The organism is Rhizobium sp. TAL182, from assembly GCF_002117725.1.
In the GTDB taxonomy this organism is placed as follows: Bacteria; Pseudomonadota; Alphaproteobacteria; order Rhizobiales; family Rhizobiaceae; genus Rhizobium; species Rhizobium esperanzae.
In genome coordinates this window covers 2105423-2119131 of sequence record NZ_CP021024.1, presented here as the reverse complement: position 1 = coordinate 2119131, position 13709 = coordinate 2105423, and the positions used below count along the sequence as shown (strand labels likewise).

At 61.0% G+C, this 13709-nt stretch carries 12 protein-coding genes; 3 read left to right on the top strand and 9 right to left on the bottom strand.

Annotation, left to right across the window (positions count from 1 at the left end; genetic code table 11):
- Positions 1–72: 72 nt before the first annotated feature.
- The gene (gene kdsA / locus Tal182_RS10670) at positions 73–918 is read right to left on the bottom strand and encodes a 3-deoxy-8-phosphooctulonate synthase (protein ID WP_085859400.1); all 846 of its coding nucleotides are present in this window, start codon (positions 916–918) and stop codon (positions 73–75) included.
- The gene (locus tag Tal182_RS10665) at positions 915–1811 is read right to left on the bottom strand and encodes a VOC family protein (protein WP_085859399.1); all 897 of its coding nucleotides are present in this window, start codon (positions 1809–1811) and stop codon (positions 915–917) included. Before Tal182_RS10665 ends, kdsA begins: the two co-directional genes overlap by 4 nt.
- A gap of 198 nt (positions 1812–2009) precedes the next feature.
- Between Tal182_RS10665 and lexA the strand changes: the two genes are divergently transcribed.
- On the top strand, positions 2010–2729 hold the full coding sequence (lexA, locus tag Tal182_RS10660) for a transcriptional repressor LexA (RefSeq protein WP_064806107.1): 720 nt from the start codon (positions 2010–2012) through the stop codon (positions 2727–2729).
- Here lexA and Tal182_RS10655 read toward each other — a convergent pair.
- Positions 2710–4965: a ComEC/Rec2 family competence protein gene (locus Tal182_RS10655; protein WP_245344847.1), complete on the bottom strand. Its 2256-nt coding sequence runs from the start codon at positions 4963–4965 to the stop codon at positions 2710–2712. The two genes, lexA and Tal182_RS10655, sit on opposite strands and share 20 nt — an antisense overlap.
- Here Tal182_RS10655 and Tal182_RS32710 point away from each other — a divergent pair.
- Both Tal182_RS32710 and gltA read left to right on the top strand, forming a co-directional pair.
- Positions 4942–5163 (top strand): hypothetical protein, encoded by a 222-nt coding sequence (locus Tal182_RS32710; protein WP_245344846.1) that lies wholly within the window; start codon positions 4942–4944, stop codon positions 5161–5163. The two genes, Tal182_RS10655 and Tal182_RS32710, sit on opposite strands and share 24 nt — an antisense overlap.
- Before the next feature lie 266 nt (positions 5164–5429).
- On the top strand, positions 5430–6719 hold the full coding sequence (gene gltA / locus Tal182_RS10650; RefSeq protein WP_038688692.1) for a citrate synthase: 1290 nt from the start codon (positions 5430–5432) through the stop codon (positions 6717–6719).
- 27 nt (positions 6720–6746) lie between these two features.
- Here gltA and lpxB read toward each other — a convergent pair whose 3' ends face one another.
- The 6 genes from lpxB to bamA are packed head-to-tail and all read right to left on the bottom strand — an operon-like array spanning position 6747 to position 13527.
- Complete coding sequence (lpxB, locus tag Tal182_RS10645; RefSeq protein WP_085859397.1) at positions 6747–7916, bottom strand: lipid-A-disaccharide synthase; 1170 nt, start codon at positions 7914–7916, stop codon at positions 6747–6749.
- Positions 7913–8794: an LpxI family protein gene (locus Tal182_RS10640; RefSeq protein ID WP_064802294.1), complete on the bottom strand. Its 882-nt coding sequence runs from the start codon at positions 8792–8794 to the stop codon at positions 7913–7915. The genes lpxB and Tal182_RS10640 overlap by 4 nt, the downstream gene beginning before the upstream one ends.
- 3 nt (positions 8795–8797) lie before the next feature.
- The gene (gene lpxA / locus Tal182_RS10635; protein WP_064802292.1) at positions 8798–9616 is read right to left on the bottom strand and encodes an acyl-ACP--UDP-N-acetylglucosamine O-acyltransferase; all 819 of its coding nucleotides are present in this window, start codon (positions 9614–9616) and stop codon (positions 8798–8800) included.
- Positions 9613–10080, bottom strand: a complete 468-nt coding sequence (fabZ, locus tag Tal182_RS10630; RefSeq protein ID WP_064802290.1) for a 3-hydroxyacyl-ACP dehydratase FabZ — start codon at positions 10078–10080, stop codon at positions 9613–9615. Before fabZ ends, lpxA begins: the two co-directional genes overlap by 4 nt.
- Complete coding sequence (gene lpxD / locus Tal182_RS10625) at positions 10073–11137, bottom strand: UDP-3-O-(3-hydroxymyristoyl)glucosamine N-acyltransferase (RefSeq protein ID WP_085859396.1); 1065 nt, start codon at positions 11135–11137, stop codon at positions 10073–10075. The genes fabZ and lpxD overlap by 8 nt, the downstream gene beginning before the upstream one ends.
- A gap of 50 nt (positions 11138–11187) precedes the next feature.
- Positions 11188–13527 (bottom strand): outer membrane protein assembly factor BamA, encoded by a 2340-nt coding sequence (gene bamA, locus Tal182_RS10620; RefSeq protein WP_064810242.1) that lies wholly within the window; start codon positions 13525–13527, stop codon positions 11188–11190.
- Positions 13528–13709: the final 182 nt, after the last annotated feature.

Genomic DNA, 13709 nt, shown 5'->3' with positions numbered 1-13709 from the left:
ATGCGCAATTACCAGCCTTCGAATCGGCATTCCCAAGTGGCCTAGACCACGATCGTGTCATCCTGTTGAAGGTCAGGCCTTGGCGACCGCATCAAACGCAAGCAATTTCTCAAGCAGCCGCGGCATGTCCTTGAGATAGACCATGTTCGGGCCGTCGGATGGTGCGTTGTCAGGGTCCTGGTGTGTTTCGAGGAAGACGCCGGCAATACCCGTCGCCACTGCCGCGCGTGCCAGCGTCTCGACGAATTCGCGCTGACCGCCCGAGGATTCGCCCTGCCCGCCCGGCTGGGCGACGGAGTGGGTCGCATCGAAAATGACGGGCGCGCCTATCGCCGCCATGATCGGCAGCGAGCGCATGTCGGAAACCAGCGTATTGTAGCCGAAGGAGGCGCCGCGCTCGCACAGCAGCACGTTCGGATTGCCGCTGGCATTGAGCTTCTTCAGGACGTTCTTCATATCCCAGGGGGCGAGGAACTGGCCCTTCTTGACATTGACGGCGCGGCCGGTCCTGGCGGCTGCGATCAGAAGGTCGGTCTGACGGCAGAGGAAGGCCGGGATCTGCAGGACATCGACCACCTTGGCCACCTCGGCGCATTGCTCGGCCGTATGGACGTCGGTTATGACGGGAAAACCGAATTCCTTCTTGAGGTCGGCAAAGACCTCCATGCCTTTTTCCAGGCCGATGCCGCGCTCTGCCGAGAGCGAGGTGCGGTTCGCCTTGTCGAAGGAGCTCTTGTAGACAAGGCCTATGCCGAGCTTGCCGCAAAGCTCCTTCAGCGTGCCGGCGACCATAAAGGCGTGATCGCGGCTCTCCATCTGACATGGGCCGGCAATCAGCGACAGGCGGGCGGTATTGGAAAAGGTGACCTGGCCTTCGCCTTCGCCGATCCTGACTTCGGAATTCGTGTCGGTGCTCATCGTTTTTCCTCGAAGGCGAAGAGCGCACCCTGCCCGGGCGTGGGCTTCACCAGAATGCGGTTGTTCTTGCGCGTGTAGGTCACCCCGTTAGCAGCCAAATGCGCTTCTGTCACGGCAAGATCGGCGACAGTGAAGAGGATTGCCCGGCCGCGCAGGCCACGATCGGCGGAGGAGACGACAAGCTCGAAGTAGGCCTCCAGCCCTTCCGGCGTCATCAGGCTGATCTTCGCATTCGATGCCGCGATATTCACGCCGAAACCGGTTTTCTCGGCCGCCGCCTGCCCTATCGCAAGTCCGACGAAAGCGGCGAATGCCGCCGGGTCCGGCGCACAAAGCGCGATCTCGGCGATACCGATCACGCCATTGGCATGCGTCTCCAGCGCGGCGCGATCTGTCGGGAACGAATTGATGCGCTGGCAGGTAAAGAGAAAGAAATCGGGGGCGCGCAAATCAGCTGCAAAGGCCAGCTTGAAGCTGCCGACGCTCTCCGAACCATCCGGCATCCGCATCGGCCGGCTGAATTGCAACATCTCACCGGCGCTCGCGCCGTTGCCGACGAAGCGCTTATGATCGACGCCGGCATCCTCGCTGAGGAAGGCCAGCGCAGAAAGTCCCTCCTCGCCGCAGCGGAAACGGAAGGCGCGATTGCGGGCAATGAAGACATTGCCCTGGCGGGCCGCTGCCTCGCTCTCCTCGACACTCGCAACGCCAAGCGGCTCCAGATAGGTCTTGTCGGCGAAAAAGACGCAGGCATTCTCCGTTCCGAAGGGATGGCGCGCATCAGCGGCGACGGTGAAACCGAGCTTGCCGAGCCTTTCACGCGCCAGATCGATATTGACCACGGGCAGCACGACATGATCCAGCGGGTGCGACTTGGCGGAATGCGCGTTCATGAATATCCCTCCTGAAACCGGCAAGAGATGTGCGACAGCACCTCGCTCAATGCAAGACATGTGCACCAATCCGGCGAATGAAAATAAAAATCTCGACGAGTTGGCGCGAAGTTTTACGGAAATTTAGCTACTTGCGGAACACATATGGAACATATAGTGTCTGTTCTGGATTTGTTTCAATCACGGGGTCTGACGTCGATGCTCACGCGCAAACAACAGGAGCTTCTCCTTTTCATTCATGAGCGCATGAAGGAATCCGGCGTCCCTCCCTCTTTCGACGAAATGAAGGATGCCCTGGATCTCGCCTCGAAATCCGGAATCCACCGGCTGATCACGGCGCTCGAGGAGCGCGGCTTCATTCGCCGCCTACCGAATCGCGCCCGGGCGCTTGAAGTGATCAAACTTCCGGAGGCCTATAACCCCAGCCTTCAACAGCGCCGCGGTTTTTCGCCGAGCGTCATCGAGGGCAGCCTCGGAAAGCCCCAGCCGGTCGCCGCCCCCGCTGCGCCAAAGCCGGTCGCCGACAATGGCAACTCCATCTCTGTGCCGGTCATGGGACGTATCGCCGCCGGCGTTCCGATCTCGGCGATCCAGAACAACACCCACGACATCGTCGTTCCCGCGGATATGCTCGGCTCCGGTGAGCACTATGCGCTGGAGGTCAAGGGCGATTCGATGATCGATGCCGGCATCTTCGACGGCGATACCGTGATCATCCGCAACGGCAGCACCGCAAGTCCCGGCGATATCGTCGTTGCCCTCGTCGACGACGAGGAAGCAACGCTGAAGCGTTTCCGCCGCAAGGGTGCCTCGATCGCGCTCGAGGCCGCCAACCCGGCCTACGAGACCCGCATCTTCGGACCCGACCGCGTCAAGGTGCAGGGCAAGCTCGTCGGCCTCATCCGTCGCTATCACTGACGCCGGATGGGCCGGAATCGGTAAAACGATCGTTGCGCCAATCATAGGCGCGGTGGCGCATCCATGGTCGCGACAAAGCATCGAAGGCGGTGGTGACCTCCAGGTCGGCACCGGCGAAGCGCAATTCGACGGAACCGGTCCTGCGCAGCGTCTCGCCGGTGAAAAGCGTGCCGCCTGAGCGGCAGCTGTCGAAGCGCAGACGGACCGAGGTCACGACGATATCGGCCGTATCGCAGGCCGGGCCGAGATAGGCGGCATTGTCGATGACGGTGACGATATGGCCATTGCCGAGTCTTGATGTGCACCAGGCTTTCTTGACGCAGGAAAAGCGGTTTGCTTCACCGCCTGCTGCGGCTGCCCGCATCGCTGCGCTCGCTTCGTTCTGCTGATCGCGGGAAAGCCTGACACGGCGGTCTTCTCCTTCCGGCGGGATAGCCGGACCATCCAGCATCTTCGGCGGATCATGTGTCGGCAGGACCAGCGCTCGCTGCCACTGGTCGAAGATGAAATCCGGCGGGTTTTCACGGTTGGAAGCTATTGCCTCAGCCGCGACAACCGCAACCAGACTGCCATCCTCCGAAATCACCAGATCCGGCGGCCGGGGAGCCGGCAGAAGCAGCACGATGAGCGTCGAGATGGCGATGATCGATGTGCCGACATGGCGCAGTCGGGTGCGCAGCAGCGTCAGCAGCAGAAAGCCTGCCACCGCTACTGCGAAATACCAGGCGGGCAAGCGGCCGACGCCGATATCACCGCCCCAGCCGGACACCGTCTTGGCGACCGCAATCACCAGATCGAGGCCGAATCCGACCACCTTCCAGAGCGGAGCGTCCACACCGAAAGGCATGAGCAACATCGCCAGCAACCCGGCCGGCATGACGATGAAGGAGATGATCGGCATCGTCGCAAGGTTTGCCGGCAGGCCGTAAGCCGTCAGGCGATGAAAATGCTCGATCGAAAACAGTGCGGTGGAAAAGCCGCCGATCAGCGAGGTCAGGAAGACGCCGCCGAAGAAACCGGCGACGGCAACCACCGGCCTGATGATCGGCAGTTTCAGAAAAGCGTTTTCGCGGACACGCCTGTCCTTCCAGAGCTGATAGCCCGATACCAAAGCCAATGTCGCGGCAAAGGACATCTGAAAGCTCGGTCCCAATACTTCAGAAGGTGAAATGGCGATGATGATGAGCGCAGAGAGAACGATATTGCGCAGGCTGATCGACGGCCGATCGAAGAAGATGGCAATCAGCATAATGGCCATCATGATAAAAGCGCGCTCGGCCGAAACCCCGAAACCGGAGATCAGGTAATAGGCGGTGACGGCGATGAGCGCGCCGGCGGCGGCGAATTTCTTTGTCGGATAGGCTTGGGCGACACCGGGAAAGAGGCTGAGCAGCATCCGGAAGCCGACGAAGAAGATGCCGGCCGACAGCGCCATGTTGAGGCCCGAGATCGCGACGACATGGGCAAGGCCGGACTGGCGCAGCGCCTCCGTCGTCGTCTTCGAGATGGCGCGCCGTTCATCCGTCACCAGGGCAGCGGCAAAAGCGCCGGTGTCACCGGGCAGGATCGATCTTATGCGGTCGCCGATGCTGCTGCGCAGGCGGTAGAGCCATTCGAGCAGCGCGTCCGTCGACCTGTCCGCCTGCGGGCCTGCCTCCAAGTCGAGTTTCTCCGGCGCACCGTAGAAGAAACCGTTGGCGCCGATGCCGTCGAAATAGGCACCGAAGGAGAAGTCGTTGAGCGCGGGAAGTGCGGGGCCGGCCGGCGGCGTCAGCCGTGCCTTGCCGGTAATGATGTCGCCGATCTCGAAAGGCGCATCGGCGCCCCGGACGATCGCGGTGATGCGTCTCGGCGGCCGTTTCAGCTCCGGCGCCTCGGTGCCGGTGACGGCAAGAATGTAGCGCCAGCGCCCGCGGCCGTCGCCTTCCCGCCGTTCGACACGGCCGGTCACCGTCGTCGTCACGGATGAATCGAGGATCACCGTCGAAGCCCGCCAGCTCTCGAACTGAGCCGTGAGCATGCCGCCGGCGAAAAGTGCCAGCGCCATGAAACTTGCGCGCAAGACCGGCCGGCTGGGACCGGTGAGGAAAACCGCGGCCGCCGACACCAGCAGGCAGAGCAGCGATGCAACGAGGGGAAAATCCGATCTGCCGAGAAACCAGAAGGCCGAGCCGGCTCCGAGGAAGACCGGCGAGAACAGCAGCAGGCGGCCATGATCGGCCTCTTCGCCCAGCATGCAGGCTCCGGCACGCAGCGATTGCCGGGCGGTGGCCAGCAGCCGACGACGCAATGGGGTCTGCGACTGCGTCCTTACCGATTGAGTCACCACCGCAGGCGCAGGAAAATCCGGCGGATCGGCAAGGCCGACGCCCGCTTGCGGCCGCAATTCGGCTGTCGTCAATTCCTGCATGCCCCGCCCAAGATCACCCCGTAAAGTCGCCAGAATGCAACCTCCAAGCAAATCCGGCAAGGATAATCGATTGAAATATGAGGGAAAATCTTAAGCGGCAAAAGACCAGTCGAATCATCGGCTTCCGCTATGCGTGCGGCTCATTGCTGCAGTGCCTAAAAGGTGATGCCGCAATGCACAAAATGCCGTCACGGTAACTTGGCATTAGCGTTGCGATCATATAGCTATCGGAAAGGACGCTTAACCCCTATGGCGCTTTTGTGGCGCCACCGACATTTCGGAGGATCAGCATGACGGATCAAAGCGCTACAATAAAAATCGGTGACAAATCAGTCGACCTCGCCGTTAAAAGCGGCACGATCGGCCCGAGCGTCATCGACATCGGTGCTCTCTACAAGAACACCGCTTCCTTCACTTACGATCCGGGCTTCACCTCGACCGCATCCTGTGAATCGAAAATCACCTATATCGACGGTGACGAAGGTGTGCTGCTGCACCGCGGTTATCCGATCGAGCAGCTCGCAGAGCATGGCGATTTCCTCGAGGTCTGCTACCTCCTGCTCTACGGTGAATTGCCGACGGCCGCGCAGAAGAAGGATTTCGACTATCGCGTCACGCACCATACGATGGTGCATGAGCAGATGAGCCGCTTCTTCACCGGCTTCCGGCGCGATGCGCACCCGATGGCCGTCATGTGCGGCTGCGTCGGCGCCCTGTCGGCCTTCTATCATGACTCCACAGACATCACCGATCCGCACCAGCGCATGGTCGCCAGCCTGCGCATGATCGCCAAGATGCCGACGCTTGCCGCCATGGCCTACAAGTACCATATCGGCCAGCCCTTCGTTTACCCGAAGAACGATCTCGACTATGCCTCGAACTTCCTGCGCATGTGCTTTGCCGTTCCGTGCGAGGAATACGTCGTCAATCCGGTTCTGTCGCGCGCCATGGACCGTATCTTCATCCTGCACGCCGACCACGAGCAGAACGCTTCGACCTCGACCGTCCGCCTCGCCGGCTCGTCGGGCGCCAACCCGTTCGCCTGCATCGCCGCCGGCATCGCCTGCCTCTGGGGCCCCGCTCACGGCGGCGCCAATGAAGCAGCGCTCAACATGCTGACCGAAATCGGCACGGTCGATCACATTCCGGAGTATATTGCCCGCGCCAAGGACAAGAACGACCCGTTCCGTCTGATGGGCTTCGGTCACCGCGTCTACAAGAACTACGATCCGCGCGCCAAGATCATGCAGAAGACGACGCATGAAGTGCTGGGCGAACTCGGCATCAAGGACGATCCGTTGCTCGAAGTGGCGATGGAGCTGGAGCGTATCGCGCTCACCGACGAATATTTCATCGAGAAGAAGCTCTATCCGAACATCGACTTCTACTCCGGCATCACGCTGAAGGCTCTGGGCTTCCCCACCACCATGTTCACCGTGCTCTTCGCGCTTGCCCGCACCGTCGGCTGGATTGCGCAGTGGAACGAGATGATCGAGGATCCGGAACAGCGCATCGGCCGTCCCCGCCAGCTCTATGTCGGCGAGCCCAAGCGCGACTACATCCCGGTTTCGAAGCGCTGATCGCTTCAGAGCTCAAAAGAAACCCGGTCAGGAATGGCCGGGTTTTTTCTTTTTCAAAAGGTCGAGAAGGATTTCGGCGGCATGTTCGCCGGGCGGCTTTTCCGTCTGCATGCGCTGCCAGATGAGCTCGTAACCTTCCTTCATCGCCTTCAGCTGATAGGTGTCGGCCGACAGCCTTTCCATCCAGCGTGCAAGGCTTGCGCCGCGAACGACATCGTTCAGATATTCCGGCACGACCGGGTAATCGGCAATCAGGTTCGGCAGCGCGCCGGTCCAGGTCTTGATGCCCGATGTCAGCATGCGCATGATCCAGTCGACCTTGTAGGCGGAGACGACGGGAACGTCGGCAAGTGCGAGCTCGAGAATAACGGTTCCGGACGCCGCCATGGCTGCATCGGCCTCGGCAAAGGCCTTCCATTTTGCTTGCGCGCCGACGACGATCTCCGGCTTTACCGCCCAGCCCGCCGTGATTTCGCGGACAAGCGCTTGCCTGTGTGTCACCGTCGGCAGAATGAAGCGCATGGACCCGTTGCGGGCGACGAGTTCATTCGTGGCGACCTCGAAGTAAGGCAGAAGCTTCTGGATTTCGGAGGAGCGCGAGCCGGGAAGAAGCAGGATCGGGCCGTTACCTGGCTGCCTTCCCAGGCGCAGGCGACGCGTCTCCAGCAGTGCTGGGTCGGCGACCAGACGATGCCCGACATAGGTTGTCGCCGGACCATTGAGGTGCTGCATGGCTGCCGGTTCGAAGGGCAGAACGGCAAGCACGTGATCGACATAGCCGAGCATTCGCGTGGCGCGATATTCCTTCCAGGCCCAGACGCTCGGACAGACGTAATTGACGACGGGCAGATCGGGTAACGCCGTGCGCACGCGCTTGGCGACGCGATGGGTGAAATCGGGACTGTCGATGATGACAAGGATGTCCGGCTTTGCGGCGATGATCTCAGCCGTGGTTCGACGGATCAGGCCAAACAGCCTTGGCAGCCGGCTCAGCACCTGGGTGACGCCCATGATCGACAGCTCGGAAAAATCGAACAGGGATTTCAATCCCTCCGTCTGCAGCCCCTCGCCGCCAACGCCGACAAGCTCCACCGGTCCGCTGTAATTCCGCTTGAGGGCCGCGATGAGATCGGCGCCGAGCAGATCGCCCGACACTTCCCCGGCAATGACGGCGATCTTCAGCGGCGCCCCATTCATTCGAGCCCCCATGCCGGCAGACCGCGATCGATGCCGCAGACGAACAACCCAGCCTCGTCGGCGGCGCTGATGACTGCGGTCCGATCAAGCACCAGCGAGCGACCGGCTTCGATTGCAATGCCGGCAAGGCCGGCTTTCGCAGCATTCTGGATTGTGGCAACGCCGATCGCCGGCAGGTCGGCGCGAATGTCCTGTTGCGGCTTGCAGAGCTTGACGAGCACGCCGCGGCGGCGCGGCGAGATCCGTCCGGCGGCCCTGAGGCCGGCGACACGGTCCAGCATCTCATCTGTGCCCTCAAGTCCTTCCAGCGCGACGACGCGCTCGCCGATGCTGACGGCACCCTGCCCGACATCCAGCCGGCCAAGCGTCTCGGCGGCATTGGCGGCTTGGCTGATATCGCGTCGGTCTTCCTCGCCGGGCGCGGCGGCACCAAGCGGGCCAACGGAAGCGAGCAGGTCGGGGGCGATCTCGTGGGCGCCGACGACGCGCCGACCGTTCCCCTCGATCAACCGGATCACCATCTGCAGAACGGTATCGTCGCCGCCGGAGAGCAGTGTGCGAATGGCGGCCGGGACCTTCATCAGAATGCGCAGCGTCGGGCGCACCTCGCGCCATTCCGGCCGGCGGCGCACACTTCCCGACATCACCACACGTCCGACGCCATATCGGTTGAAGAGACCCTCAAGGGCGGCGAAATCGCCGATGCCGATAACGGCGTGATCATAGCCTTCCCAGCGTGGATCACTCTCGTCCTTCAGCGCGACGATAACGGGATTTTCGCCAGCCGCGCGCGCGGCTTCGGCGACATAGGAAGGCAGAAGGCCACCGCCGGCGATGATCGCCAACCGGCCCGCAGCGGTGTCGCCTGTTAAAGCCACGGACTAGCCCTTCTGCCCCCGCGTCGGCGAGGACAGTGCGCGGTCGCTCTCGGCTGCAATGAAGTCGAGGATCTGCACGACCTGCTCGCAATCGGCATATTCATCACGGATCGCGGCGGCGTTTTCGCGCACTGAGCCCGTTCCTTCGAAGATCGCCTTGTAGGCGCGGCGCACCCGGTGGATGACGGCGCGGTCGATGCCGGCCCGCGTCATGCCGACGACATTGAGGCCGCCCAGCAGACCGGGATTACCGTTCAGCATGCCATAGGGAATGACATCGTAACTCACCGCCGACAGGCCGCCGACAAAGGCGTGGCGGCCGACGCGGGTGAACTGGTGAACAGCCGAGCCGCCACCCAGGATGACGCGATCCTCGATGACGACATGGCCGGCGAGCATGACGTTGTTCGACATGATCACATGGTTGCCGACCCGGCAGTCATGCGCGACGTGAGAATTGGCAAGGAAAAGGTTGTTGTCGCCAACGATCGTCCGGCCGCCGAAATCGGCGGTGCCGGTGTTCATCGTCACACCTTCACGGATCGTGCAATTGGCGCCGACCGTCAGCGTCGTTTCCTCGCCGCCGTGATGCACGCTCTGCGGATCACCGCCGACGACGGCCATCGGAAAGATGCGCGTGCCCTTGCCGATCACGGTGCGGCCAGTGACGACCGCATGCGCCAGGAGCTCAACATTCGCATGCAGGTCGACATGCGGCCCGACATGGCAGAAAGGACCGATTTTGACGCCCTCGCCGATGGTAGCCCCGTCTTCGACGACAGCCATCGGATGAATACGGGCGCTTTCGGCGATATTGCTCATGCCTGATCCTTACGAACGATCATCGCGCCGATATCAGCTTCGGCGACAAGTGCGCCGTCAACCTTGGCGTCGCAATGGAATTTCCAGATATTGCCGCGTTGCTTGTTCTTCTTGACGTGGAATTCGACGCGGTCGCCGGGCACAACCGGCTTACGGAAGCGCGCATTCTCGATGGTCATGAAATAGACGAGGTTGCCGGTTTGACCTTCCTTCTTGGCGCAGATGGCACCCGCCGTCTGAGCCATACCCTCGATCAGCAAAACCCCGGGCATGATCGGCGCTTCCGGAAAATGGCCGGTGAAATGCGGTTCGTTCACCGTGACGTTCTTGATGCCGATCGCCGTGTTGTCGCCGTCGATCCCGATGATCTTGTCGACCATGAGAAACGGATAGCGATGCGGCAGCAGCTTCATGATCTCGGTAATATCAGCCGAAGAAAGCGTCGTCGTGGCTTCCTCAGTCATTTTGCTTGCCTCCAGGGTTCCTCCCGCGCAACTTGGACTTCGACACCTGTTGCGCGGCCTCTCTCAAATAGTCTTTTAGCGGACGGGCAGGTATACCGCCATATTGTCCGCCCGCGGCAAGGTCAGTCATGATACCGCTTTTGGCAGCTATCTGCACGCCATCGCCGATCGTCACATGTCCCTTGATTCCCACCTGGCCGCCGATCTGCACGCCATTGCCGATTTTCGTGCTGCCGGCGATGCCGACCTGCGAAACAATGGCGCAATGGCGGCCGATCTGGACGTTGTGGCCGATCTGGACCTGATTGTCGATCTTGGTCCCCTCGCCGATTACCGTGTCGTCCATGGCGCCGCGGTCGATGGTGGTGTTGGCGCCGATCTCAACATTGTCCTGGATGATCACCCGGCCGATCTGAACGATCTTGATCATGCCGCGCGGACCCGGTGCATAACCAAAACCGTCCTGGCCGATCCGAACGCCGTTGTGGATGATGACGCCATTGCCGATCAGCGCACAAAGAATGCTTGCTCCAGCCGCAATCGAACAATCCCGGCCGATCTTGACATTCGGGCCGATGACACTGTTCGCGCCGATGCGCGTTCCCGCCCCGATCTCGGCATGCGCACCGATGACGGCCAACGGTTCGACGATCACGCCCTTTTCAAGTTTGGCGCTCGGATCGATCACTGCGCTCGCAGCAATCTCGCTTTCACCCGAAAGAGCGATCGGACGCAATGCTGCGGGATAGAACAGGCCGCCCGCCATTGCGAAGGCGGCATGCGGATTGGACGAGAAGATAACCGGAAGATGCGGAGGAACGAGATCGGCAAGCGCCTTGTCGCAGATCACCGCCGAGGCCTCGCAGGTCGCAAACTCCTCGCGGTTACGGCGCGACAGGATATAGCAGACATCGCCCGCCCGCGCCCGGCTGATCGGTGCGACGGACCTGACGATGACATTGGCATGATCAGAATTGGCGAGTTCCGCCCCAAGAAACTCTGCCAGCTCAGCGAGCTTCAGACCTTCATGGGGCAGAAAAAAAATGTTTTGCTCCATCGGCAACGCTCCAGAACGGAATTGAGTCTTACAGTTCCGGACTGCCGATATCAGAATTGGTTGTTGATGCCAAACTTGAAGTTTTGCGTCTTGTCGAAGTCTTCCTTGAGGACCGGGATTGCGTAATCCAGACGCAATGAACCGAAAGGAGACTGCCAAACGACACCGACACCGACGGAAGCGCGCAGCGAGGCGTCTTCGCCCTCAATGCCGTCGCCCCTCAGGTCAACGTCATTGCCGAACAACGTGCCGGCGTCGGCGAAGACCGCGCCGCGCAGGTTGAAGTCGCGCGGGAAGCCCGGCATCGGGAAAGTCGCTTCGGCCGATGCGGTGAAGTATGTTGTACCGCCCAGCGGATCGTCGTTGTCACCCCTGACGCGCGGGCCGATACCCTTGTTCTCGAAGCCGCGAATGTCGCCATTGGTCAGCGTGAACTGGTCGAAGACATTCAGGTGCTCACCGAACCCGACGACATAACCTGCCGAAGCCGAAACCGAACCGATGATATCGGCATCGTCGGCGAGCAGGTGGTAGTAGCGGGCCTTGCCGTAGATCTTGTAGAACTGCGAGTCGCCCCCGAGGCCGGCAATTTCCTGCGTCGCCGTCGCATAGATGCCTTCGCGCGGCAGAACCGTGTCATCGAGCGTGTTGTAGGTCAGCGTCTGCGAGACGGAAGAACGTGTCCACGGGCTGTCCTCAACCAGGTGCTGATACGGAGCGGACAGATCGGAAAGATCGCTGTTGTCAGCGTCGTACTTCATCTGCTTGTAGTTATAGCGGAAAGTCGTCGCCAGATCTTCGGTGATCGGCGCCGTGACGCGCAGAACGACGCTGGTTTCCTCATAGTCGTAATTGTCGTTGCTCGACGTCTCGCTGTGGTTGACGTCGAAGCCCGCCGCCAGGCGGTAGCCGAGGAAATAGGGTTCGGTGAAGCTGACGCCGTAGGCGCGCGATCCTTCCTGGCCGCCGCCGGCCGAGATGCGGATGTACTGACCGCGACCAAGGAAGTTCTTTTCTTCGATCGATGCTTCGAGCAGCAGACCGTCGCCGCCAGCGGCATAACCCGCGCCGACACCGAACGAACCGGTCGACTGATCCTGCACGTCGACCACCACTACGACACGGTCCGGGGAGCTGCCCGGCTGCGTGGAGATATTGACGGAAGAGAAGTAACCGAGCGCTTCCAGGCGTCGCTTGGCCTTGGTGATCATCTGCTGATTGAAGGCGTCGCCTTCGCTCATGTCGAATTCGCGGCGGATGACGTAGTCGCGCGTACGGCTGTTGCCGCGGATCTCGATGCGCTCGACATAGGCGCGCTCGCCCTGGTCGACGAGATATTCGACGCCGATCGTGTTGTTGTTGAGGTCGCGGTTACCGCGCGGCGTGACGCGCGCAAAGGGATAACCGGCGGAGGCCACCTGATCGGAAATCGCTTCGATCGACTTCTGAACTTCCTTGGCGCTGTAGAGGTGGCCTTCTTTCGTGCGCACCAGCGGCAGCAGCTGATCCGAGCCGACGCCCTCGACGGTGGACTGCACGGTCACCGGTCCGAAATTGTAGCGCTGGCCCTCCTCGATATTGAAGGTGAGCGTGTATTTGTTGGTCGCCTCGTCAAAGCTGGCATCGGAAGAGACGATGCGCATGTCGGCATAGCCGCGATTGTAATAGAACTGGCGCAGCGCTTCTTCGTCTGCGTGGAGCTTGTCTTCGTTGTAGACGTCCTTGCGGGTCAGGAACGAAAGGAAGTTCGAACGCTTTGTCTGAATTACGGCAGCAAGGCGGCCGGCGCTATAGGCGTTGTTGCCGACGAAATTGATCGAATCGATCTTGGTGCGATCGCCCTCGTTGATGACAAAGGCGAGATTGACGCGGCCTTCGCCGAGCGGCACCACCTGCGTCGTCACCTCGACTTCGCTGCGGCCGGTGGCGGCATAGGCATCCTTGATCGCCTGGATGTCGGACTGGATCTGCGTGTCGCTGTAAGGACCGGCAGCATGCGTCTGGACGATCGTCGCGAGCTTGTCGTCCTTGATCTTGCGGTTGCCGTTGAAGACCACCTGATTGACGAGCTGGGCCTCCTGGACGTTGACGACGAGCGTGCCGCCGGAAACCGAAATCTTCACATCGGAGAAGTAGCCAGTGCCGTAAAGCTGTTTGACCGAGTTATCGATATCAGTGTTCGAGAAACTCTTGCCGGGCGTGATGGTGAGGTTCGACCGGACGGCTTCCGCGCCGACGCGGCTTGCGCCACGCACATCAATGCGCTGTATGACCGCGGCCTCGGCGGCCGTAGCGGAAACGAACGTCAAAGCACCTGCGCCCGAAGCAACAACACTAGCAGACAGCGCAACCGCCGATACTGCGTTCAAAAACTTTGAACCAGCCTTCATTTCACCTATTACCTTTTTTCCCTCGTCCCCGTCCCCGGGAGAACCCGATTCCGGTCACGTGTGTCGTTTTACCCGCTTTTGACATACAAGCAAGGGAGGGCGTTAATTTCTGTTTACTTCATTTCCAAGCGTGACCCATTCGCCACTACAGCCTTGAAACATCGTAAATAAATAGTAATTCC

What these genes read in the sequence shown, in the direction of transcription:
- kdsA (WP_085859400.1), bottom strand. Translation starts at nt 918, where the DNA reads ATGAGCACCGACACGAATTCCGAAGTCAGGATCGGCGAAGGCGAAGGC.
- Tal182_RS10665 (WP_085859399.1), bottom strand. Translation starts at nt 1,811, where the DNA reads ATGAACGCGCATTCCGCCAAGTCGCACCCGCTGGATCATGTCGTGCTG.
- lexA (WP_064806107.1), top strand. Translation starts at nt 2,010, where the DNA reads ATGCTCACGCGCAAACAACAGGAGCTTCTCCTTTTCATTCATGAGCGC.
- Tal182_RS32710 (WP_245344846.1), top strand. Translation starts at nt 4,942, where the DNA reads ATGATCGGCCTCTTCGCCCAGCATGCAGGCTCCGGCACGCAGCGATTG.
- Tal182_RS10655 (WP_245344847.1), bottom strand. Translation starts at nt 4,965, where the DNA reads ATGCTGGGCGAAGAGGCCGATCATGGCCGCCTGCTGCTGTTCTCGCCG.
- gltA (WP_038688692.1), top strand. Translation starts at nt 5,430, where the DNA reads ATGACGGATCAAAGCGCTACAATAAAAATCGGTGACAAATCAGTCGAC.
- lpxB (WP_085859397.1), bottom strand. Translation starts at nt 7,916, where the DNA reads ATGAATGGGGCGCCGCTGAAGATCGCCGTCATTGCCGGGGAAGTGTCG.
- lpxA (WP_064802292.1), bottom strand. Translation starts at nt 9,616, where the DNA reads ATGAGCAATATCGCCGAAAGCGCCCGTATTCATCCGATGGCTGTCGTC.
- fabZ (WP_064802290.1), bottom strand. Translation starts at nt 10,080, where the DNA reads ATGACTGAGGAAGCCACGACGACGCTTTCTTCGGCTGATATTACCGAG.
- lpxD (WP_085859396.1), bottom strand. Translation starts at nt 11,137, where the DNA reads ATGGAGCAAAACATTTTTTTTCTGCCCCATGAAGGTCTGAAGCTCGCT.
- bamA (WP_064810242.1), bottom strand. Translation starts at nt 13,527, where the DNA reads ATGAAGGCTGGTTCAAAGTTTTTGAACGCAGTATCGGCGGTTGCGCTG.